Origin of the sequence: Pseudomonas sp. WC1 (assembly GCF_050586565.1) — a bacterium.
In the GTDB taxonomy this organism is placed as follows: domain Bacteria; phylum Pseudomonadota; class Gammaproteobacteria; order Pseudomonadales; family Pseudomonadaceae; genus Aquipseudomonas.
This window is the reverse complement of the sequence record NZ_JBOBDQ010000051.1, coordinates 20,284-42,958: the sequence shown is the minus strand read 5'-3', so window position 1 is coordinate 42,958 and position 22,675 is coordinate 20,284. Positions and strand designations below refer to the sequence as shown.

Annotated in this window: 15 protein-coding genes; 7 read left to right on the top strand and 8 right to left on the bottom strand. The window is 64.8% G+C overall.

Translation table 11 applies throughout. From position 1 onward, the window contains the following. Nucleotides 1-40: 40 nt before the first annotated feature. The 3 genes from ACQ4OD_RS20490 (at nt 41) to ACQ4OD_RS20480 (ending at nt 4,187) form a co-directional block, all read left to right on the top strand. Nucleotides 41-1,153: a PepSY-associated TM helix domain-containing protein gene (locus ACQ4OD_RS20490; RefSeq protein WP_139667993.1), complete on the top strand. Its 1,113-nt coding sequence runs from the start codon at nt 41-43 to the stop codon at nt 1,151-1,153. Next, a complete protein-coding gene (locus ACQ4OD_RS20485) occupies nt 1,150-1,335 on the top strand; it encodes a hypothetical protein (protein ID WP_139667991.1) in 186 nt (61 codons plus the stop codon). The genes ACQ4OD_RS20490 and ACQ4OD_RS20485 overlap by 4 nt, the downstream gene beginning before the upstream one ends. Nucleotides 1,336-1,403: 68 nt before the next feature. Beyond that, the gene (locus tag ACQ4OD_RS20480) at nt 1,404-4,187 is read left to right on the top strand and encodes a dermonecrotic toxin domain-containing protein (RefSeq protein WP_430944840.1); all 2,784 of its coding nucleotides are present in this window, start codon (nt 1,404-1,406) and stop codon (nt 4,185-4,187) included. 18 nt (nt 4,188-4,205) lie between these two features. Here the strand turns inward: ACQ4OD_RS20480 and ACQ4OD_RS20475 are convergent, their stop codons facing one another. The 8 genes from ACQ4OD_RS20475 to glnE all read right to left on the bottom strand — a co-directional run bounded on the left by ACQ4OD_RS20475 (nt 4,206) and on the right by glnE (nt 14,239). After that, nucleotides 4,206-5,648 carry a lipopolysaccharide kinase InaA family protein gene (locus ACQ4OD_RS20475; RefSeq protein ID WP_198753787.1) on the bottom strand — a complete coding sequence of 481 codons (1,443 nt, stop codon included), beginning with the start codon at nt 5,646-5,648 and terminating at the stop codon, nt 4,206-4,208. Next, nucleotides 5,648-6,400, bottom strand: coding sequence for a lipopolysaccharide kinase InaA family protein (locus ACQ4OD_RS20470; RefSeq protein ID WP_430944839.1), 753 nt, complete (start codon nt 6,398-6,400; stop codon nt 5,648-5,650). The genes ACQ4OD_RS20475 and ACQ4OD_RS20470 overlap by 1 nt, the downstream gene beginning before the upstream one ends. Beyond that, nucleotides 6,397-7,131, bottom strand: a complete 735-nt coding sequence (locus ACQ4OD_RS20465; protein WP_102681882.1) for a lipopolysaccharide kinase InaA family protein — start codon at nt 7,129-7,131, stop codon at nt 6,397-6,399. Before ACQ4OD_RS20465 ends, ACQ4OD_RS20470 begins: the two co-directional genes overlap by 4 nt. Then, nucleotides 7,131-7,937, bottom strand: coding sequence for a lipopolysaccharide core heptose(I) kinase RfaP (gene rfaP / locus ACQ4OD_RS20460; RefSeq protein WP_046857428.1), 807 nt, complete (start codon nt 7,935-7,937; stop codon nt 7,131-7,133). Before rfaP ends, ACQ4OD_RS20465 begins: the two co-directional genes overlap by 1 nt. Further along, nucleotides 7,934-9,058 (bottom strand): glycosyltransferase family 4 protein, encoded by a 1,125-nt coding sequence (locus ACQ4OD_RS20455; RefSeq protein WP_139667986.1) that lies wholly within the window; start codon nt 9,056-9,058, stop codon nt 7,934-7,936. Before ACQ4OD_RS20455 ends, rfaP begins: the two co-directional genes overlap by 4 nt. Further along, nucleotides 9,058-10,116, bottom strand: coding sequence for a lipopolysaccharide heptosyltransferase I (gene waaC / locus ACQ4OD_RS20450; RefSeq protein WP_102681879.1), 1,059 nt, complete (start codon nt 10,114-10,116; stop codon nt 9,058-9,060). Before waaC ends, ACQ4OD_RS20455 begins: the two co-directional genes overlap by 1 nt. After that, nucleotides 10,117-11,166 (bottom strand): lipopolysaccharide heptosyltransferase II, encoded by a 1,050-nt coding sequence (gene waaF, locus ACQ4OD_RS20445; RefSeq protein ID WP_139667984.1) that lies wholly within the window; start codon nt 11,164-11,166, stop codon nt 10,117-10,119. It lies immediately after the preceding gene. 139 nt (nt 11,167-11,305) lie between these two features. Continuing rightward, a complete protein-coding gene (gene glnE, locus ACQ4OD_RS20440) occupies nt 11,306-14,239 on the bottom strand; it encodes a bifunctional [glutamate--ammonia ligase]-adenylyl-L-tyrosine phosphorylase/[glutamate--ammonia-ligase] adenylyltransferase (protein ID WP_198753785.1) in 2,934 nt (977 codons plus the stop codon). A gap of 383 nt (nt 14,240-14,622) precedes the next feature. Here glnE and aceE point away from each other — a divergent pair, with 383 nt between their 5' ends. The 4 genes from aceE to msrA all read left to right on the top strand — a co-directional run bounded on the left by aceE (nt 14,623) and on the right by msrA (nt 22,674). Next, a complete protein-coding gene (aceE, locus tag ACQ4OD_RS20435) occupies nt 14,623-17,268 on the top strand; it encodes a pyruvate dehydrogenase (acetyl-transferring), homodimeric type (RefSeq protein ID WP_110697399.1) in 2,646 nt (881 codons plus the stop codon). 13 nt (nt 17,269-17,281) lie between these two features. Further along, a complete protein-coding gene (aceF, locus tag ACQ4OD_RS20430; protein WP_258599605.1) occupies nt 17,282-18,907 on the top strand; it encodes a dihydrolipoyllysine-residue acetyltransferase in 1,626 nt (541 codons plus the stop codon). Between the two features lie 254 nt (nt 18,908-19,161). Beyond that, nucleotides 19,162-21,855: a putative bifunctional diguanylate cyclase/phosphodiesterase gene (locus ACQ4OD_RS20425; RefSeq protein ID WP_139667978.1), complete on the top strand. Its 2,694-nt coding sequence runs from the start codon at nt 19,162-19,164 to the stop codon at nt 21,853-21,855. Between the two features lie 150 nt (nt 21,856-22,005). Then, nucleotides 22,006-22,674, top strand: a complete 669-nt coding sequence (gene msrA, locus ACQ4OD_RS20420) for a peptide-methionine (S)-S-oxide reductase MsrA (RefSeq protein WP_102681873.1) — start codon at nt 22,006-22,008, stop codon at nt 22,672-22,674. Nucleotide 22,675: the final 1 nt, after the last annotated feature.

The following is a 22,675-nucleotide window of genomic DNA, read 5'->3' as shown; positions in this document are numbered from 1 at the left end:
CGTGGGAGCGGGCTTGCCCCGCGATGCGTAAGGAGCCGTGATGAAAAGCCAAACCATCCGCCGCTGGTCAGCGATCCACACCTGGAGCAGCCTGGTGTGCACGCTGTTCCTGCTGCTGCTGGCCCTCACCGGCCTGCCGCTGATCTTCCACCACGAGCTGGAACACCTGCTGGGCGATGCCCCCGAACTGCGCGAGATGCCCGCCGGCACCCCGCACCTGGACCTGCAGCAACTGGTGCTCAAGGCCGAGCAACACCGCCCTGGCGAAGTCATGCAGTACTTCGGCTACGAAGAGGACGAACCCAACGGCGTGGTGGCGATCATGGCCGCCACCGCCGGCACCCACCCCGACCAATCGCACACCTTCATGCTCGATGCCCGCACCGGCGAGGCCGTGGCCATGCCGGCGGCCAATGGTGGTTTCATGATGCTGATGCTTCGTCTGCACGTGGACATGTTCGCCGGGCTGCCCGGCAAGTTGTGGCTGGCCTTCATGGGCCTGCTGTTCGTCGTCGCGATCGTCTCCGGCACGGTGCTGTACGCGCCGTTCATGCGCCGCCTGGAGTTCGCCACGGTGCGCCACGACAAGTCGCGGCGCCTGCGCTGGCTCGACCTGCACAACCTGATCGGCGTGGTCACCCTGACCTGGGCCCTGGTGGTCGGCGTCACCGGTGTGATCAGCGCCCTGTCCGACCTGGTGATCGCGGCCTGGCGCAACGACAGCCTGGCGGCCATGGTCGCGCCCTACCGCGATGCCCCGCCGCTCACCGAACGCGCCCCGGCCAGCCAGCTGTTGACGATCGCCGAACAGGCGGCACCCGGCATGCGCCCGGACTTCATCGCCTTTCCAGGCACGCGTTTTTCCAGCGAGCACCACTACGCGGTATTCATGAACGGTGCCACACACCTGAGTTCGCACCTGTTCACGCCGGTACTGATCGATGCTCGCACCCTTGCAGTGACGGCCGTAGGCGACCGTCCCTGGTACATGGATGCGATGGGCCTGTCGCAGCCTTTGCATTTCGGCGATTACGGCGGGCGACCGATGCAGATCCTCTGGGCTTTGCTGGACGTGCTGACAATCATCGTGCTCGGCAGCGGCCTCTACCTGTGGTGGGGCAAGCAGCGCAAACCCAGAGGGTCGCGCGCATGAGCCACAGGTCGCAAGCCACTGTACGCATCTTCGCCTGGCCAGCGTTGATTGCCATACTTGGGCTCCTGGGCCTGTTCGCCGCACTGCTCGGCGACGGTGGCTGGGACATTCTGGCATGGGCCGGCCTGGGTCTGCCGGCCCTGGTGAGCTTGCGCGGGCTGCTCTGGCGTCGGGTGCGCTAGCCCGCTACCACCCCGCAACCGCAGGTATTGCCAAGCATGGGGGTTTTCCTCAACCCAGGACCCGCCCCATGCGCCCCCTCGAACAACTGGAACAGATCGACCGACAGATCAGCGACCTGCTCGGCGGCCTCCCGACCCTTGCCCCTCAGCACCCCATCAACCCCGATACACGCACCTGGCTGCACGGCCAACTGGCCAGCTTCTGGACAACGGCCGATGAGCATGGCGAAACCTCAAGACAAAAGCTGCTGGCACTGCGCAAGGCGCTGATGCTGGCCGAGGTTGAATTGCGCCTGGGCGACCAGACCTTGGCCAACGGGTCAGCCGAGCAGCTGCGGGCGTGCCTGGAACAGCCGCTTCCCTCTCAGCGCAGGCAGCTGCCGCTGGCCAGCAGGCCACAGGTCTATCGCGTGCTGCTCGACGGCATACGGCCCAACTGGCGCAGCTACCTGCCAGGCACACTGATCATCGTTGCCAGCACCGCCGAGGGCCCTATGCTCACGCCTCAGGATGCCGCAGGCATGGCCTTGCTATGCAGCCTCTCACAAGGCATAGAGGCCTTCGACTCCCTTGCCGCACTGCACCAGGAACTTTGCGAACGCCTGGAGGACCCACTCCAGAGCAAGCCTCTGCTGCATCTGTATCCTGACCCACAGGCGGACCGCGTTCGTCGGTCACAGCGCCTGCGCTATGACTGGTACACCGATAGCCTGCTGGAGGCCCAGATCGACAGTGCGATAGAAGCCCAGCGCCAACGCTTGAGTGACGCCGGCTTGTGGAGCAACGGCTCACCCGACCAGCACACCCGAATACATAAAGCCATGCAACTCTGGCACGAAGTCGGCGCCAAACCCATCCTGCTGACACGTTACTCCCGATTACTTGAGAAGAACCTGCCGAACTGGCTGCGCAACACCTCTGCGCAAGGCCTGAGCCATATGATGCAGGCCATGCAAGAGCTGGTGGCAATCGCCGAGCAGGCTGCTGCCCCGGGAGTGCTGAGCCTTAACGACTTCAAGCAACGCAATAGCCTGCTGGCCTGGGCCAACGCACGCCTTCGCGAGCGCCTTAGCCATAACCTGGGGTACGACACAGATCCTCGCGATATCAAGATCAGGGTCGTGCGTGCCCGCCGCACCGGCGCCATCATGCATCCCTTCGCCATCTCATCCTATGTCACCTATGTCGGCATGCGACGCGTGGGCCACGAGATGGTGGAAATGGTCGAAGAAATCAACACGCTCGAAGAGATCGCCCTCAAGAACTTGCCGTGGTTCGATACCGACTACTGGCTTACTGCTCGGGTGAGCCATGCCCACGGCAAAGCCATGCCCGCCGGGCTCACGCCGCAGTATGTCAAGCACATGGTCCGGGAGCTGAACGTAGGTGACAGCTACGCAAAGTACCTGCACACCCAACTTGTCAGTTCCAGAGCGGGCAAATGGCGCCTGACCGCGCACAGCAAGGTCAACCGTGCACGCATGCACGCTGAAGCAGTCAAGGCGCGCTACGCCGGACACTTTGGCGAAGACCCTTTCGAACACGGCTACAACTGGGTGCGCGCAGTGTTGGACCAACCACACAATGCCTTGCGTGCGCCAGTCGCAGGCTACCCGGTCACTGTTCGGCAGCTAAACATCATGGGCCATACCCTGCAGGGCGTGCTTCTGCTCAACAGCACCCCCTACAAGTCTCCGGCATGCGTGCTGTACACCCCGGATGCCCCGGACCGCAGGTCCTGGCGCCGTTTTCGAACAACCCGCGAACTGCTTCGCACGTTGCGCCAACAGCCCACGTTGAGAGCATACGTAGCCCAGCGCCTGCCATTGCTGCCTGCCGCCACGGTGCAACGGCTGCTGGACAAGGGGCGCATGAGCACACATTTGACGACACCCGAGATCAAGGACGACCTTTTCTTCGTCTACTACATCGCCGAAGCCCGGGCGCTGATCGCTCAGGCCGATGCCGACAGCATGACGACCAGGGAAGTGAACGTGGCATCGGTCATGGCGCTGAGCTGGCGCTTACTGGACTTCATCAGCCTCCTGCTGCCGAACCGTGCGCTGCTGGTGCTGTCGATCGGCCGCATGGCAATCGATATTTGGGACGGCGTCGAGGCCTTCAAGCAAGAGGATGTCGAAGGGGTGATGCGGCATGCCTATCAAGCGCTTAGCCACCTCAACGATGCGGGTACCAGTTTTCTTGGTTCCAGAGTGCTACGCCGATCCCTGCGCGGGATCCCCAAACAACCGCCACTGCCACTGCCCGCACGCCTCCAGGTACAACCAGGGAGCAGCCTGCGCTATCGCATAGACGGCATCTACGGTGAAGGTGTATACGAGCAAAGCTCGGCGTTTGGCGGGCACTCACTGTACTTCGTCAAGGACAACGACAACCGCTATTACCAGGTCAGCTTCGACGGCTACCGCTGGCGGGCGATCGACCCTGACCAGCCAGACGTCTACCTGCAGCAACCGCTCAAGCGCAAGTCCGACGGGCAGTGGGTCATAGACTCACCGGTACTTTGGTACGACGGGCTGCCCGACCTGAAGCAGTTACTGCAAGACTGCTACCTGCAGGTGCCTGTGGCCGGCCTGCCACTGAACATCGAACAAGGGCTCTTTGAGGCTGACGATCAGTTGTACCTGGCGCTCGAGAACGGACAGTTGCCGGTGCGTCGCCACCTGCTGCCAGATCATTGCCACTTGCAGATTACTGTCGCCAACAACGCCGGGGTGGTGCCTTGGGCGGTGATGCGTCACGAAAACGGCCAGTGGCTGATACGCGTTCGCCAAGCAGGGCGCAGCAGTGACTGGCTGACACTGCCAGACCAACCACCGCCCGCCCAATGAAAGCCCGGACCAGCTGCCTTACTCGACCAGTTTTGGCAAAAGCCGGTCCAGTCGCTGATGCAAGGCGCTGCCGCTCGGCCAGTTGCGCAGCAACCGTGCCCGGTCACGGGCAAACGCCGGGGCGAAGCTGAGCTGAGTGGCGTGCTGACACATGGCGTCGAGGTCGATCAGCGACCACTGGCCGGCCTGCCAGAACAGGTTATGGCCTTTGAAGTCGCCATGGCTGATGCGCTCGCGGATCAGCTGCTGCATCACCCGTACCAGGGCCTCGACCTGCTCGTCGGGCGCCTCGCCGCTTTCCACATAGGGCGCGAAGCATTCGATCAGGTCCGGCCCGTCGGCGTACTCGGTCACCAGGTAGGCCGTGCTGCGCAGCCCCATCACCCGCTGCTCCAGCACCGCCAATGGCCGTGGCGTGGCAATGTCGAGAAACTCAAGGCGATGCCCCTCGATCCACGAATGCCAGGCCCGGCTCGGGCGCCAGAAGCGCTTGAACCAGTGCGCGGTGTTCTTGATGTTGTAGCGCTTGAGCACCAGCGTGCGGCCACCCACCTCGATACGCGCCACGCTGGCCGCGCCACCGGTCTTGTACAGGTGGCCCTGGTCGATCAACGCATCGGCCTGCTCGAGCACCGACATCAGCGCCTTGACCTCGCCGCGGCGGATGGCGCGCAGGCCCGACAGGTTGCGCGCAACGCTGAACAGCGTGCATTCACGCCCGGCCTTGTCCAGGTAGTCCTTCAGGCGCCAGTTGCGCACCTTGTCCACCTGCTTCTGCAACGCCTCAAGCGGCAACGCATGCTCGGCGTTGGCCAGGATGTAATGCACCAGCGCCTCCTCGATAAAGGGCTCCAGGCGCTTGGGCAACTGGGCGAAGAACACCCCGAGGTTTTCCAGCACGCGCTGACGCGACAGCTGCTGGCCGGGCGTTTCGGCCTTGATGCCGGCGCCGTCGATCAGGTACAGCTGACCGTCCTGGCGCAGCAGGTTGTCCAGGTGCAGGTCTTCCTGCCACAAACCCTTGGCATGCAGGTGTGCGATGGCGGTCAACGCCTCGCCAAGCACCAGGTGCTGCTCGTCGGCGAGCATCGGCAATGATTCCACCTTGGCCCAGGCGTCACCCAGGCTTTCGGCGTGATCGAGGTATTCGAACAACAGCCAGCCACCTTCGCCTTCCTTGAGGCCATCGACCAGCAGGCGCGGCGTGGTCAGGCCCTGATCGGCCATCAGCCGGGCGCCATCGCGTTCGCGCTGGAAGTGGCGGGCGGCATTGCCGCCGACCAGCAACTTGGCCAGGACCTTGGTGCCACGCCAGATGCCGGCGCCGACATAGCGCTGGCCCGGCAGCACGCGCAGCAGGCTGAGCAGCTGCAAGTCGGCGCTGCCTGCGGCGTCGGCGAGGGTGATGGTCAGGGGCAGGCTCGGGCTGCGCCCGGCCTCCTTCAGTTCGGACAGGCGCATCAGCGGGCCTCTTTGTGACGGCGGCGTTGGGTCAGGCGTTGCAGCCAGGTGGAAACCAGTGCGCTGTCCGCCGGTTGCTCCAGGTAGGCGGCCAGCAGCACGCGCACGTCGCCCTCACCCCAGGCGCGGGCACGCCGTAGCAGCGGCTCGAGGTCCTTGACCCGGTCACGCATGCCGAACAGCAGCGGGCGGGTCTTCTCCAGGTCGATCAACTGTGCCTGCCAGCCTTCGCGGCGCTCACGCAGGAAAATGTGCTTGGGGTAGAAGCAACCGTGCATCTGCCCGGCGCCGTGCAGTGTGCGCGCCAGCTGGCCACAGGCCTGGAGGATGCCCTGGCGTTGCGGCGCGGATGTCGGCGGCCAATGGCCGAGCAAATGCTCAAGGTCGGTCCATTCGTCCAGCGCCCGGGTCATGAGGATCGCCCGGTGTTGGCCGGCCTGTTTGCGCTCCCCATAGAAAACCGCCTGCAAGGCCGGGATATCGAGCTTCTGGTAACGGCTGATATTGCGAAACTCACGGGCGAAGGTCGGCTCGCCGAACGGCCGGTGCAGGCTGCGAGTCAGGTAGTCGCTCTGGCGCTTGAGGTAGTACCCCTTGCCCTCGAGCTCGAGGCGGAACACGCTGCTCCAGCCGCCGCGGCCGGTGTTGGGTTCGTCCACGGCGTCAAGTTGCAGGGCCCAGAGCGCCTCGAAGTCGCCCAGTCCGTGCCGTTGCAGCAGTGCCTGGTCGGCACTGGCCAGGTAGTCGGTCATTCCCTTCCCTCGAAAAAGCTCAGCACCTGACGGATGCGCTTCTTGTCGCGCGCATGCAGGCGCGCATGCCCCCGGTACTGCAGGTAGAAGCGCAAGCGCTGGGTCGCCGACAGGTGATACTTGGCGACCTTGTCCAGGCAGGCCAGGTCCTTGATCAACCGGTGGCGCAGCATGAAACCACGCCAGAAGTCGCCCGTCGGGCAATCGATGAAGAACAGCGTGCCCTGGTCATCGACCAGCAGGTTGCGCCATTTGAGATCGTTGTGGGCGAAATGGTGATCGTGCATTACCCGGGTGTGCCGCGCCAGCTGACGGCTGACATGATCGACCCAGGCCGCGTCACGCAGGCGCGGGTCATTGCGCTCGGCCAACGCCGAGAGGTCCTCGGTGCGTGGCAGTTCGCGAGTGATCATCGCCCCACGGCCAAACGCCAGGCCCTGGCGCTCGAGGCCCCAGGCGACCACGTCGGCGGTGGGGATGCCCCATTTGGCGAACTGCTTGAGGTTCTGCCACTCAGCCTTGACTCGCGGGCGCCCCAGGTAGCGGCGCATGTGCTTGCCGGCTCCGGTGTAGCGTTTGACGTAGTAGTTGACCCCGTCCCGTTCGATGCGGATGACCTCGCTCAACGGGTCGCGGGTCAGACGCTCGCCCTTGATGGCGAACACCGCGTCGATACTGCCGAAATCGGCCGCCAGGTGCGCATACTCAGGCGCCAGGTTCCAGCTCGCCATCAGAGTGCGTCCCCGTAACGTTGCTTGCGGTCGTAGAGCTTCTGCGCCTTGCGCTCCAGCCAGGCGAGCAGTGCAGCCTCGTCCTTGAGCACCTGGCGCAACGGGCGCTGGAAGTAGCCGCGCAAAAAGCGCAGCTTGTCGCGACGGGTCAGACCGATGTCCAGGGCCGAGAAATACAGGGCCGCCAGGTCCTTGTCGCGCCAGCGGCGGCTGACCGTCGCCCGAGTCTGGGCACGGTGCAGGTCGATCACCGACAGCCGGAAGTCGTCCGCCGTCACCGGGCGATCGGTGTGCAGCAGGAAGTGGCAGATGTAGCAGTCGCGGTGGTTGACCCCGGCGCGGTGCATGCCGCCGGTCATCTTCGCCACCTCGGCGATCAGCGCGCGCTTCAGGCGGGGCGCTGGCGGCTGCTTCACCCAATCGATGCTGAAGTCTTCCAGGCTGACGGTCGGCGCCAGCTCCTCGGTGACGATGAACGAGTGCTGGGTGGCCGGGTTGCCGCCGCGCTCGCCGTAAGCCACTGCGGTCATGGTCGGCACGCCGACTTCATGCAGGCGCTGGATCGCACGCCATTCCTGGCCGGCGCCGAGCACCGGCAGCTTGGCGCTGAACAGGTTCTTGAAGATCTCTCCCCAGCCTATGCCACGGTGGATCTTGACGAAGAAACCCGCGCCATCGACCTCGGTACGCAGGGTGCGACGGCCTTCCAGCTCGCGGTACACCTCGCCCTGCAGGGCTTCGACGGCGTCGAAGGGGTCACGCCCGGCCCACAGGCGCTTGAACGGTTCGGCCAGTATCAGCTTCATGTGGTTTCCTGCCCAAGGATCACGTCGGCGGCATGCTGCGGCATGCTGTACAGGTCGGCGGTGGCGGCGAATGCCACGCCGTTGCTCGACCAGGATGCACGGGCCGCGGCGTCCTCGAGCATGCGTTGCAAGTAGGCGTTGAGCTGGTCCTGCTCGAACGGCTCGTCCAGCACCAGGCCGCTGTCGGCCTCGGCGATGTAGTGGGCGTAGCCGCACACCTGCGACACCAGCACCGGCAGGCCGGCAACCAGCGCCTCGAGCAATACGGTACCGGTGTTTTCGTTGTAGGCCGGGTGGATCAGCAAATCGGCGCCGAGCAGGAAGCGTGGGATATCGCTGCGCCCCTTGAGGAACTGCACCTGATCACCCAGGCCGAGCGCAGTACTCTGCACCTGGAACAGCTTGGGGTCGTCCTGGCCGATGACCATCAGTTTCGTGCGTTTGCGCAGGCTCGACGGCAGCGCCGCGAGGGCCTTGAGGCTGCGGTCAACGCCCTTGGTCTTGAAGCCCGAGCCGATCTGCACCAGCAGCAACTCGTCGTCGGCCAGGCCGAACTCCTGGCGGAAGGCGGCGCGGATGGCCTCGGCGTCGGCCGGGCGCCGGCGGTCCTGGGAAATGCCCGGCGGCAGCAGGTGGAAACGCGCCTCGGGAGTGCCGTAGTGCTTGATGAACAGCGGCTGCTGCACCTCAGAGATCATCAGGATCTCGGTACGTGCGTCCTTGGCGAACACCGCCCGCTCGTATTCGGCGAAGTGGCGATAGCGGCCCCAGCGGCGGTAGAGGCCGCCGCGCAGGGTCTGGGCCTTGTCTTCGAAGCAGCCGTCAGCGGCGTAGTAGACGTCCAGACCAGGCATCTTGTTGAAGCCGATCAGGCGATCGACCGGGCGCTTGGCCAAGTCTGCGGCCATCCAGGCACTGAGCTTCTCGTTGCGGCGGTGGTTGAACAGCGCCTTGACCGGCGCCACCAGCACCTCGAAGCCCGGCGGAATGTCACCTTCCCAGATCAGCGTGTACACACGGATCTGGTGGCCACGCTTCTGGCATTCGAGGGCGATGCGCATGAAGTCACGCTGCAGCCCGCCAAAGGGGAAATATTTGTAGAGCACAAAAGCCAGTTGCATCAACGAACATCCTCAGCCAGCAGCAGCGCGCTCAAGCGGCCCGCCACATGCTCGGGATTCAGGCGAGTGAAGCACAGCGGCCACTCGCGTTTGAGATCGAACCGGCGCAGGTCCTCGGCGCTCGGTTTGTAGGTGCACTTCTTCTGCAGGCACGGGGCGCAGGGGAAGTCGCTCGCCTGGTGGATCTGGGCGCGTCCGTAGGCACCGGTCAGACCAGGGTTGGTGGGGCCGAACAGGGAGATGGTCGGCACATCCAGGGCGGCGGCCAGGTGGCCCAGGCCGGTGTCGACCGCCACGCAGGCCTTGGCGGCGGCCAGCACACGGGCCACGCCCGCCAGGTTCAATTTGGGCAGCACCTGGCAATTGTTCAAGCCCTGGGCGATACGCTCGGCGCGGGCTTTTTCCGCAGGGTTACCCCATGGCAGCATCACCTGCAGCTTGCGCCGGCCCATGCGCTCGGCCAGCTCGCGCCAGTAAGCCTCGGGCCAGTGTTTGGTGGCCCAGGTTGTGCCATGCAGGAACACCACGTAGGGCGCGGCGGGTGGCAGTTGCAGGCGATTGAGGTCAAGGCCGTAGTTGCCCAGCCCTTCCGGCAGGTCATAGGCCAGGGCCAGGGCGAACAGTTGCCGCACGCGCTCAACGGCATGCTGGCCGACAGCGACCGACAGCCGCCGGTCGTAGAAGCGGCTGGCCCAGCCCTCACGGGCCGAGTAACGGTCCAGGCCGGCTACCGGCGCTTTCACGTAACGGGTCAGCCAGGCCGACTTGACCAGGCCCTGGGCATCGATCACCAGGTCGTACTTGTGCTCGCGCAGGCGCTGTTTGAAAGCCTTCCATTCGCCGCTCTTGAGCGTCTGCCAGATATTCTTGCGCCAGCGGCGGATCGCCACCGGGATCACCTGGTCGACCGCCGGGTGCCAGCTGGGGATCTCGGCGAAACCTTCCTCCACCACCCAGTCGAAACGGATGCCGGGGATGGCGTGGGCGGCGTCGGTAAGCGCTGGCAAGGTATGGATGACGTCACCCAGCGACGACGTCTTGATGATCAGGACCCGCACTCAGTCGACCTCGGCCACGGTATCGATCAGGTCGGAGCCACCCAGGCTGTGCAGGGCGGCGATCACTTTCGCCGGCTCCAGCAGCCGCAGGCAGTTGTAGTGGCCGAAGCGGCACGTGCGGTCGAAGCAGGGGCTGCATTCGATACCGGTGCGCACCACCTCCACCTGGTCGGCCAGCGGCGGGGTGAAGCCCGGCGAGGTCGAACCATACACCGCCACCAGCGGACGGTTGAGGGCGGCGGCCACGTGCATCAGCCCGGAGTCATTGGACACCACGGCGCTGGCGCAGGACATCAGGTCGATGGCCTCGGCCAGCGAGGTCTCGCCGGCCAAATTGCAAGATTCTTCGCGCAGGCCCGGGATCAGCCGATCACGGATCTGCTCGCCCACCGGATGGTCGTTCTTCGAACCGAACAACCACACCTGCCAGCCCTGGCGGATCATCGCCTCGGCCACCTCGGCGTAATGCTCGGCCGGCCAGCGCTTGGCCTCGCCGAACTCGGCGCCGGGGCACAGGGCGAGGACCGGGCGGTCCAGCTCCAGGCCGAACTTGGCCAGGGCGGCCTCGCGGCTGGCGGCCTCGATTTGCAGGGCCGGCCGCGGATACGGCTTGGGCAGTTCGGTACCGGGGGCGTAGGCCAGGGCCATGAAGCGCTCGATCATCAGCGGATAGCGCGCCTTGTCCAGCTTGCGCACATCGTTAAGCAGCAGGTAGCGCATCTCGCCGCGCCAGCCGGTGCGCTTGGGAATGCCGGCGAAATACGGCACCAGCGCCGACTTGAGCGAGTTGGGCAACAGGATCGCCTGGTCGTACTGGCCGGCCAGCGACTTGCCGATGCGCCGCCGCGTGGCCAGCTCCAGCGCGCCGTGGCCGAGCGGGAAGCTCAAGGCCTGGCGCACCTCGGGCATGCGTTCGAGGATGGGCCGGCTCCACTCGGGTGCCAGCACGTCGATCACGCAGTCGGGGTGCTGCTGTTTGAGGCTCTGGAACAGGGTCTGCGCCATCACCATGTCGCCGACCCAGCTGGGGCCAATGATCAGTATTCTCATGCTTTATCCAGAAACATTCGGGGAGGCTGCAGGCTGCGCTACAACCTGGCCTCCCCTCTTTATATTCAGGCTATGTGGCGGACAGTGTACCACCGAGGGCGCGCTGCGCCCTTTTCGCCGCAGCGCGGTCCCGGCAAGCTCAGGTCAACCCAAGCTGCCCCCAGATCCGCCTTACCTCACGGCGCTCCTCGGCGAACTGCGCCGCGTCGATCACCCCGGCCTGCTTCTGCAAGGCCTGGCGGTGCGAGGCCGAGCGGAACGCCTTGTACAGTTCGCGCAGCAGCACGGCGTCGGCGGCGGGCATCAACCCGGCCTGTTCGAGCTCTTCGAGGATGCGGATGTTGTCGGTCCAGCGCAGTATGGCCGGATGGTCGTGGGACCAGGCCAAAGCGGCGTATTGCACCATAAATTCGATATCCACGATACCGCCGGCATCCTGCTTGATATCGAAGGGCTGGCCGGCATCGAAGGCATTGCCCGCAGTGCCTGCGCCGGTGGCCTTGGTGCCCAGGTTGTCGCGCATCTTGGCGCGCATCTCGCTCACTTCGACGCGTAGCTTGTCCAGGTCACGGGGCTGGCCGAGCACCTTGGCCCTAACGCCCTCGAAGGCCGTCGCCACCTGCGGGCAGCCGACCAGCACCCGGGCCCGTACCAGGGCCTGGTGTTCCCAGGTCCAGGCCTCGTTCTGCTGGTAGCGCTCGAAGGCGCCCAACGAGCTCACCAGCAACCCCGAGGCGCCGGACGGGCGCAAGCGCATGTCCACGTCGTAGAGCTGGCCGGAGTTGGTCTGGGTGGTCAACAGGTGGATGATGCGCTGGCCCAGGCGGGTATAGAACTGCGCGCTGTCGATCGGCTTGGCGCCGTCGGTCTCGGCGTTGGGGTCACCATCGTGGATGAACACCAGGTCCAGGTCCGAACCGTGGCCCAGCTCGAGGCCGCCGACCTTGCCGTAGCCGACGATGATGAAGCCAGGGTCGCACAGGCTGCCGTCGCTGCGCTTGGGCTGGCCATGGCGCGCCACGGTCTGGCGCCAGGCCAGGGCCAGTACTTGGTCGAGAATGGCCTCGGCCAGCCAGGTCAGGTAGTCGCTGACCTTCATCAGGGGCAGGTTGCCGCTGATCTCCGAGGCGGCCACGCGCAGGCTGTGGGCCAGCTTGAAGTGGCGCAGCGCCTCCATCTGCTGCTCAAGGTCATCCTCGGGGATGCGGGTGAGCCGCTCACGCAGCTCGGCAGCCAGCTCCGGGGCCAGCGGCGGGCTGAACAGCCGGCCTTCATTGAGCAGCTCGTCAAGCAGCAGCGGGTAACGGGCAATCTGCTCGGCAATCCATGGACTGGCCGCGCACAAGGTCAGCAGACGGCGCAACGCGCCGGGATTTTCAGTGAGCAGCACCAGGTAGGCAGAGCGGCGCGCGACCGCCTCGACCAGGGGCAGCACCCGCTCCAGCACCAGGTCAGGGTTGTCGTGCTCGACCGCCTGGGCCAGCAGACGCGGGATGAAGGCATCCAGGCGTTCACGACCGATGCGCTGCATCGAGCGCAGCGTCGGGCTGACACGCAAGGCGTTAAGCCGGCGCAGCGCCTCGGCAGGCTGGTGGAAACCGGCTTCCTGCAACTGGCGCCCGGCGGCTTCTTCATCCTGGGCCTGCTCCCACAGAGGCGACCATTCGCCACCGACTACGAGTTCGCCCGCGGCCTCATCCTCATCCGGATCGGCGATCACCTGACGGAAATGCCAGTCGATCCGCCCACGCCAGTGCATCAGTTGGGCATGGAAGCCATCCCAATCGGCAAAGCCCAGCATGTAGGCGATGCGCGCGCGGTCGGTCGGGTCATCCGGGAGCATCTGGGTCTGGCGGTCGGCGATGGCCTGGATCGCGTGCTCGGTGTAACGCAGGAACTCATAGCCGTCGCGCAGCTCGGCGACCACCGCCGGCGGCAGGTAGCCCTGGCCCTCCAGGGTGGTCAGCACCTTCAGCAGCGGCCGCTGCTGCAGGCTCAGGTCGCGCCCGCCATGGATCAGCTGGAATGCCTGGGCAATGAACTCGACTTCGCGGATGCCGCCGGCCCCCAGCTTGATATTGTCGGCCATGCCCTTGCGGCGCACCTCCTGCTGGATCAGCTGCTTCATGGTGCGCAGCGCTTCGATCGCGGAGAAGTCCAGGTAGCGCCTATAGACGAAAGGCCGCAGCATTTCCTGCAACTGCGCGCCGGCCGCCTGGTCGCCGGCCACCACCCGCGCCTTGATCATGGCGTAGCGTTCCCAGTCGCGCCCTTGATCCTGGTAGTACTGCTCCAGGGCATTGAAGCTGAGCACCAGCGCGCCGGCCGAACCGTACGGGCGCAGGCGCATGTCGACACGGAACACGAAGCCATCGACGGTGACCGGGTCAAGCGCCTTGATCAGACGCTGGCCGAGGCGGGTGAAGAACTCCTGGTTGTCCAGCGAGCGCTTCACGCCCTCGGTTTCACCGCCCTCGGGGAAGGCAAAGATCAGGTCGATGTCCGACGACAGGTTCAGTTCCACCGCGCCCAGCTTGCCCATGCCCAGCACCACCAGGTGCTGAGGCTGGCCGCTGCGGTTGCCGATGGGTGTGCCGAACTGCTGGCAATGGCGCGGGTACAGCCACTGATAGGCCTCGTCAATGCTGGCGTCGGCCAGGTCGGACAGGTCGCGGCAGGTCTCGGCCAACGCTGCCTGGCGGCTCAGGTCGCGCCAGATGATGCGCAACTGCTGGCGATTGCGCTCGCGGCGCAGGTTGCGCGCCAGTTCGTCCTCGCTTTGCGCAGCCTGGGCGACGACGTGGATGTGAGCACGCAGTTGGCCCGGGGTGTATGCCCGGTCCATCGCGCCACTGGCCAGCAGCTCGAACAGCACCGCCGGATCGCGCTGGGCCTGCGCCAGGACGAAGTCGCTGGCGGCGGCAACCTGGTCGAACTGGCGTCGATGCTCGGCGCCCAGGCTGTCCAGGTGCAGATCAGCATGACCGGCCAAGGCATCGCGGAGAAATTGCTGGTTGCGAGCGACCAGTGGTTGGAGAGCGGCAGGCAGATCGAGCGGCAAAGGCAGGCGCATGGTCTATCCTTGATCGGCGTGAAAGAGAGCGGTTGGGGAGGTCAAACGGGGGTTGGACCACGGTTGGACTGTCGTACAAAAGTTGGAAATAGCTGATAAAGCCGAAAAATTGGCAAAACCCATCAAGATTCACCTGCTCGCGACACACCGCCAACCAACATGAACGTTTTTCCTCACAACCCGGGATGCGACCAAACGTCGCATTTGTGTAGTTTTACTACTACGCCCAACGTGCAAAAGCATGAAATGCGAAAGCATTTGTAGTAAAACTACACCGCGCCGGATGACTGTCCGGTAATCCAAGAATTCACGACGTCTGCCCATAAGGCCAGTCGCAAACTCAGGCCATCGATTCTGGTGGCCTTTCCGCCCTGGAGCAAGCCATGCAAGACCTCGATCCAATCGAAACCCAGGAATGGCTGGATGCCCTGGAGTCGGTCCTCGACAAAGAAGGCGAAGACCGCGCTCATTACCTGATGACCCGTATGGGCGAGCTGGCCACCCGCAGTGGCTCCCAGCTGCCATATGCCATCACCACGCCGTATCGCAACACCATCCCTGTCACCCACGAAGCACGCATGCCCGGCGACCTGTTCATGGAACGCCGCATTCGCTCGATGGTGCGTTGGAACGCCCTGGCCATGGTCATGCGCACCAACCTGAAAGACTCGGACCTGGGCGGACACATCTCCAGCTTCGCCTCCAGCGCCACCTTGTATGACATCGGCTTCAACTACTTCTTCCAGGCCCCGACCGACGAACACGGCGGCGACCTGATCTTCTTCCAGGGCCACGCATCCCCAGGCGTCTACGCCCGCGCCTTCATGGAAGGCCGCATCAACGAAGAGCAGATGAACAACTTCCGCCAGGAAGTGGACGGCAACGGCCTGTCTTCGTACCCGCACCCATGGCTGATGCCTGACTTCTGGCAGTTCCCGACCGTTTCGATGGGTCTGGGCCCGATCCAGGCCATCTACCAGGCGCGCTTCATGAAGTACCTGGAAGCCCGCGGCTTCATCCCGGCCGGCAAGCAGAAGGTCTGGTGCTTCATGGGCGACGGCGAGTGCGACGAGCCGGAATCCCTGGGCGCAATCGCCCTGGCCGGCCGCGAGAAGCTGGACAACCTGATCTTCGTCATCAACTGCAACCTGCAGCGCCTCGACGGCCCGGTTCGCGGCAACGGCAAGATCATCCAGGAACTCGAAGGCGTGTTCCGTGGCGGTGGCTGGAACGTCAACAAAGTCGTCTGGGGCCGCTTCTGGGACCCACTGCTGGCCAAGGACACCAACGGTGCCCTGCAGCGCCGCATGGACGAAGTCATCGACGGCGAGTACCAGAACTACAAGGCCAAGGACGGCGCGTACGTCCGTGAGAACTTCTTCAACACCCCAGAGCTCAAGGCCATGGTCGAAGACCTGTCCGACGAGGAGATCTGGAAGCTCAACCGTGGCGGCCACGACCCGTACAAGGTCTACGCGGCCTACCACCAGGCCGTGAACCACAAAGAGCAGCCAACCGTCATCCTGGCCAAGACCATCAAGGGTTACGGTACCGGTGCCGGCGAAGCCAAGAACACCGCGCACAACACCAAGAAGGTCGACGTCGACAGCCTGCGTCACTTCCGTGACCGCTTCGACATCCCGGTCAAGGATGCCGACCTCGAGAACCTGCCGTTCTTCAAGCCGGAAGAAGGTTCTGCCGAAGCCAAATACCTGGCCGAGCGCCGTGCTGCCCTGGGCGGTTTCGTGCCTCAGCGTCGCGCCAAGAGCTTCAGCGTGCCGACCCCGCCACTGGAAACGCTGAAAGCGATCCTCGACGGCTCGGGCGACCGCGAAATCTCCACCACCATGGCCTTCGTGCGCATCCTGGCGCAGCTGGTCAAGGACAAGGACATCGGCCAGCGCATCGTCCCGATCATCCCGGACGAAGCCCGTACCTTCGGTATGGAAGGCATGTTCCGCCAGCTGGGCATCTACTCGTCGGTCGGCCAGCTCTACGAGCCAGTCGACAAAGACCAGGTGATGTTCTACCGCGAAGACAAGAAGGGCCAGATCCTCGAGGAAGGCATCAACGAAGCCGGCGCCATGTCGTCGTTCATCGCTGCCGGTACCTCGTACAGCTGCCACAACCAGCCGATGCTGCCGTTCTACATCTTCTACTCGATGTTCGGCTTCCAGCGTATCGGCGACCTGGCCTGGGCCGCTGGCGACAGCCGCACCCGTGGTTTCCTGATCGGCGGTACCGCCGGCCGTACCACCCTCAACGGTGAAGGCCTGCAGCACGAAGACGGTCACAGCCACATGATGGCGGGCACCATCCCGAACTGCCGCACCTACGATCCGACCTACGGCTACGAGCTGGCGGTGATCATCCAGGACGGCATGAAGAAGATGACCGAAGAGCAGCAGGACATCTTCTACTACATCACCGTGATGAACGAATCCTACCAGCAGCCAGCCATGCCGGCCGGTGTCGAGGAAGGCATCATCAAGGGCATGTACCTGCTCGAAGAAGACACCCGCGAAGCCGCGCACCACGTACAGCTGATGGGCTCCGGCACCATCCTGCGCGAAGTCCGCGAAGCGGCGAAGATCCTGCGTGAAGAATTCAACGTCGGCGCCGACGTGTGGAGCGTCACCAGCTTCAACGAACTGCGTCGCGACGGCCTGGCCGTGGAACGCGCCAACCGCCTCAAGCCTGGCCAGAAGCCTCAGCAGACCTACGTCGAAGAGTGCCTGGCCGGTCGCAAGGGCCCGGTCATCGCCTCCACCGACTACATGAAGCTGTTCGCCGAGCAGATTCGCCAGTGGGTGCCGAGCAAAGAGTTCAAGGTCCTGGGTACCGACGGTTACGGTCGCAGCGACAGCCGCAAGAAGCTGCGTCACTTCTTCGAAGTCGACCGCCACTTCGTGGTGCTGGCTGCCCTGGAAGCCCTGGCTGACCGTGGCGAGATCGAACCCAAGGTTGTGGCTGACGCCATCGTCAAGTTCGGCATCGACCCGGACAAGCGCAACCCACTGGACTGCTGAGGAGTATTTTTAAGTGAGCGAACTCATTCGCGTACCTGACATCGGCAGCGGTGAAGGTGAAATCATCGAGCTGTTCGTCAAGGTCGGTGACCGTATCGAGGCCGACCAGAGCCTGCTGACCCTGGAGTCCGACAAGGCCTCCATGGAGATCCCGGCCCCCAAGGCCGGCGTGGTCAAGGAACTGAAGGTCAAGCTGGGCGACCGCCTGAAAGAAGGCGACGAGTTGCTGGTCCTGGAAGTCGAGGGCGCCGCTGCGGCGTCCGAGGCTCCGGCCGCAGCGGCCCCGGCAGCTGCTCCAGCGCCTGCCGCCGAAGCCGCCCCTGCTCCGGCCGCAGCCCCGGCTGCCGCCAGCGTGCAGGACATCCACGTGCCGGACATCGGCTCGTCGGGCAAGGCCAAGATCATCGAAGTACTGGTCAAGGTTGGCGACACCGTCGAAGCCGACCAATCGCTGATCACCCTGGAGTCCGACAAGGCCTCCATGGAGATCCCGTCGCCTGCCGCTGGCGTGATCGAAGCCGTGCTGTGCAAGCTGGAAGACGAAGTCGGCACCGGCGACCTGATCTTCAAGATCAAAGCCGCTGGCGCTGCCCCTGCTGCTGCTCCGGCACCAGCCGCCGCTGCTCCGGCCAAGGCTGAGGCTGCTCCAGCCGCGGCGCCTGCCGCTGCTGCTCCGGCTGCCGCCCCTGCACCGGTCGCCACCGCGCCGGCCGCCGGCAGCAACGCCAAGGTCCATGCCGGCCCTGCCGTTCGCCAGCTGGCCCGTGAATTCGGCGTCGACCTGGGTTCGGTCGCGGCCACTGGCCCGCACGGCCGTATCCTCAAGGAAGACGTGCAGGTCTACGTAAAGGCGATGATGCAGAAGGCCAAGGAAGCCCCGGCTGCCGGCGCCACTGGTGGTGCCGGCATCCCGCCGATCCCGGCCGTCGACTTCAGCAAATTCGGTGAAGTCGAAGAAGTCGCCCTGACCCGCCTGATGCAGGTCGGTGCCGCCAACCTGCACCGCAGCTGGCTGAACGTGCCGCACGTGACCCAGTTCGACTCCGCCGACATCACCGAGCTGGAAGCCTTCCGCGTCGCGCAGAAGGCCGTGGCCGAGAAGGCTGGCGTCAAGCTGACCGTGCTGCCACTGCTGCTCAAGGCCTGCGCCTTCCTGCTCAAGGAACTGCCAGACTTCAACAGCTCGCTGGCGCCAAGCGGCAAGGCGATCATCCGCAAGAAGTACGTGCACATCGGCTTCGCCGTGGACACCCCGGACGGCCTGCTGGTCCCTGTGATCAAGAACGTCGACCAGAAGAGCCTGCTGCAACTGGCTGCCGAAGCCGCCGCGCTGGCAGAGAAGGCCCGCACCAAGAAGCTCTCGGCCGACGACATGCAAGGCGCCTGCTTCACCATCTCCAGCCTCGGTCACATTGGCGGCACCGGCTTCACGCCGATCGTCAACGCGCCGGAAGTGGCGATCCTCGGTGTGTCCAAGGCGACCATGCAGCCAGTCTGGGATGGCAAGGCCTTCCAGCCGAAACTGATGCTGCCGCTGTCGCTGTCCTACGATCACCGTGTGATCAACGGCGCCGCCGCCGCGCGCTTCACCAAGCGCCTGGGCGACGTGCTGGGCGATATCCGCACCATGCTGCTGTAATAGCTGCACGCTGCCCCTCACTCGAGGGGCAGCACCGTTTTCGAGCTGCCACGCTCGTACCTCAACCCCGCCAATTGGCGGGGCTTTTTTTTATTGGGCCCGCTCCCACCAAGGACCTCGCTTCAGATTTCATCCTGTTGGCCGACAACCTGTTCACAGCATCCCGCATGGCCGCTTGCCAGCCCACGGGACATGATGCAACCTTGCCCGATACGCCGTGCCTCAGGCCGCGCCCCAGTTCAAGCGAGTCTTCGATGAAAAGCCAACCCGATGCCGCCAGCCGTGTGGCGGCCGAGGTCGTGACGCAGCTCCCCGTGCCCTCGCGGCTCGGCATGCTGCGTTTCGAACGGCTGAACGAAGCCAGTTGGGCGATGCTTTACCTCGATCCGGCCTGCGACCGCCAGTTCGGCCTGCCCGCCGCCGAGCTCTGCGCCCTGATCGGCTCGCCCTATGCCAGCCTCATGGAGCCGGAGGCGCGCTACAAGCTGCACGACGAGATCCAGTTGCAACTGGCCCAGCGCGGCTATTACCGGGTGTGCTACACCCTGCACGCCAGCCCCGCGCCACTGCGCCTGCTGGAGGTCGGCGAAAGCTACAAGCAGCACAACCGCCAATTGTTGCGTGGCTACCTGACGGTCTTCGATGACCACCAGCAGGACGCGCCCGACCTCGACGCAAACGACCTGGAATCGCGCAACAACCGCCTGCAGCTGGCCCTGCAGCTGAACCAGCGCGCCCAACAGGAGCAGCTCGAGCACCTGGACCGGGTACGCGCCCAGCAGGACCTGATCCTGCGCCTGGCGCGACAGCGCTACAGCGTCGGCAACTCGCTGCTCGAAGCCGCCGAGCTGATCACTCGCAGCGCCTGCGAGATCTACCGGGTCGACTGCGCCAGCATCTGGTACCTGAACGACCAGCGCCTGGAGCCGATCAGCGCCTGGTACCGCCGCGAACAGCAGCATCGCATGCCCGAAGCGATCGACGCCAGCCGCTTCCCCGACTACCTTGAGGCCCTGCACGCCAGCCGCGCCATCGACGCCCACAACGCCAGCCACGACCCGCGTACCCGTGAAATGGCCGAGTCGCTGTACAGCACCGGCGACAACGCCATGCTCGATGCCAGCATCCGCATCGATGGCCAGGTAGTCGGCGTGCTGTGCCTGGAGCAGACCGGCCAGCCACGTGCCTGGCAGTCGGACGAGATCGCCTTTGCTGGCGAGCTGGCCGACCAGTTCGCCCAGGTCATCAACAACCACAACCGACGCACCGCCGCCAGCGCCCTGCACCTGTTCCAGCGGGCCGTGGAGCAAAGCGCCAGCGCCTTCCTGCTGGTCAACCGCGACGGCGTGGTGGAGTACGTCAACCCCAGCTTCACGGCGATCACCCAGTACAGCACCGAGGAAGTCCAAGGCCACCACCTGGCCGAACTGCCAGCGCTGGAAAACCTCAGCGAACTGCTGTTCGACTCGCCGTCGAGCCTGGCCATGGGCAACAGCTGGCAGGGCGAGTTCAAGAGCCGGCGCAAGAACCTCGAGCCCTACTGGGGACAACTGTCGATCTCCAAGGTGTACGGCGACAATCGCGAGCTGACCCACTACATCGGCATCTACGAAGACGTCACCCAGAGCAAACTGGCCCAGCAGCGCATCGAGCGCCTGGCCTACACCGACAACCTCACCAACCTGGGCAACCGCCCGGCGTTCATCCGCAACCTCGACGAGCGCTTCGCCCGTGACAGCAACAGCCCGATCTGCCTGCTGCTGGTGGACATCGACAACTTCAAGCGGATCAACGACAGCCTTGGCCACCAGACCGGCGACAAGCTGTTGATCAGCCTGGCCCGGCGCCTGCGCAACAGCCTGAGCAACGGCGGCAGCCTGGCGCGCTTCGCCAGCAACGAGTTCGCCGTGCTGCTCGACGACACCAGCCTCGATGACGGCCAGGGCGTGGCCCACCAGCTGCTGCGCACCCTCGACAAGCCGATGTTCGTCGACAACCAGTTGATCAACGTAACCGCCTCCGTGGGCCTGGCCTGCGCGCCAGTGCACGGCAGCGACCCGGCCACGCTGATGAAAAACGCAGGCCTGGCCCTGCACAAGGCCAAGGCCAACGGCAAGCACCAGGTCCAGGTGTTCACCGAAGTGCTCAACGCCGAGGCCAGCTACAAGCTGTTCGTCGAGAACAACCTGCGTCGCGCCCTGACCCAGAACGAACTGGAAGTGTTCTACCAGCCCAAGCTGTGCCTGCGCAGCGGTCGGCTGCTGGGCCTGGAGGCGCTGCTGCGCTGGAACCACCCTGAGCGCGGCATGATCCGCCCCGACCAGTTCATCAGCGTGGCCGAGGAAACCGGCCTGATCATCCCCATCGGCAAGTGGGTGGTGCGCCAGGCCTGCCGCATGAGCCAGCAGCTGCGCGAGGCAGGTCTTGGCAACCTGCACGTGGCCATCAACCTGTCGCCCAAGCAGTTCTCAGACCCGGAGCTGGTCGGCTCGATAGCCGGCATCCTCAAAGAGGAAGCCCTGCCGCCGCACCTGCTGGAACTGGAGCTGACCGAAGGCCTGCTGCTCGAAGCCACCGAAGACACCCACCGCCAGCTCGACGAGCTCAAGGCCCTGGGCCTGACCCTGGCCATGGACGACTTCGGTACCGGTTACTCGTCGCTGAGCTACCTGAAGAAGTTCCCGATCGACATCATCAAGATCGACCGCAGCTTCATCAACGAGATCCCCGACAACCAGGACGACATGGAGATCACCTCGGCGGTGGTAGCCATGGCCCACAACCTCAAGCTCAAGGTGGTCGCCGAGGGCATCGAGACGCCCGAGCAGCTGGCATTCCTTCGCCGCCACCGCTGCGATGTCGGCCAGGGCTACCTGTTCGACCGCCCTATTCCGGGGCGAGAACTGAGCGAAAAACTGCGCCGCTATCCGCGTGGGCCGGTGGACTGACAGCAGCGTAAAGCTCGGGCACTATAGAAGCCATCCAGGCCTCATCGCCGGCAAGGCGGCTCCCACAGTTGAACGTATAACCCTGTGGGAGCCGGCTTGCCGGCGATTGGGCCAACACCTGTCCAACTGAAAAAACACAGAGGAACGGCCATGGTCCTGCGTTCGGAAATCCTGGTGAACAAAAACGTCCTGCCCACCGCGGAACAGGCCCTGCCTGGCCGTGAAACCCCGATGACCCTGCCCGAGTTCCACTACGTGTTCGAAGGCACCCCGCTGCTCGGCCCGTTCTTCGAAGGCGACATCGACTTCGCCATCTTCGGCCTGGGTTGCTTCTGGGGCGCCGAACGGCGCTTCTGGCAGCGCGAAGGCGTGGTCAGCACCGTGGTCGGCTATGCCGGCGGTTTCACCCCCAACCCGACCTATGAAGAAGTCTGCTCGGGCCTGACCGGCCACACCGAAGTGGTGCTGGTGGTGTTCGACAAGAACAAGGTCAGCTACCGCGAACTGCTGGCGATGTTCTGGGAGCTGCACAACCCGACCCAAGGCATGCGCCAGGGCAACGATGTCGGCACCCAGTACCGCTCGGCGATCTACTGCACCTCGCCGCAGCAGCTCGAGGAAGCCCAGGCCAGCCAGGCCGCCTACCAGGCCGAGCTGAGCAAGGCAGGCTTCGGCGAGATCACCACCGAGATTGCCCAGGCGCCGACCGTGTACTTTGCCGAAGCCTATCACCAGCAGTACCTGGCCAAGAACCCGGACGGCTACTGCGGCATCGGTGGCACCGGTGTGTGCCTGCCGCCCAGCCTGCAGGGCAACTGAG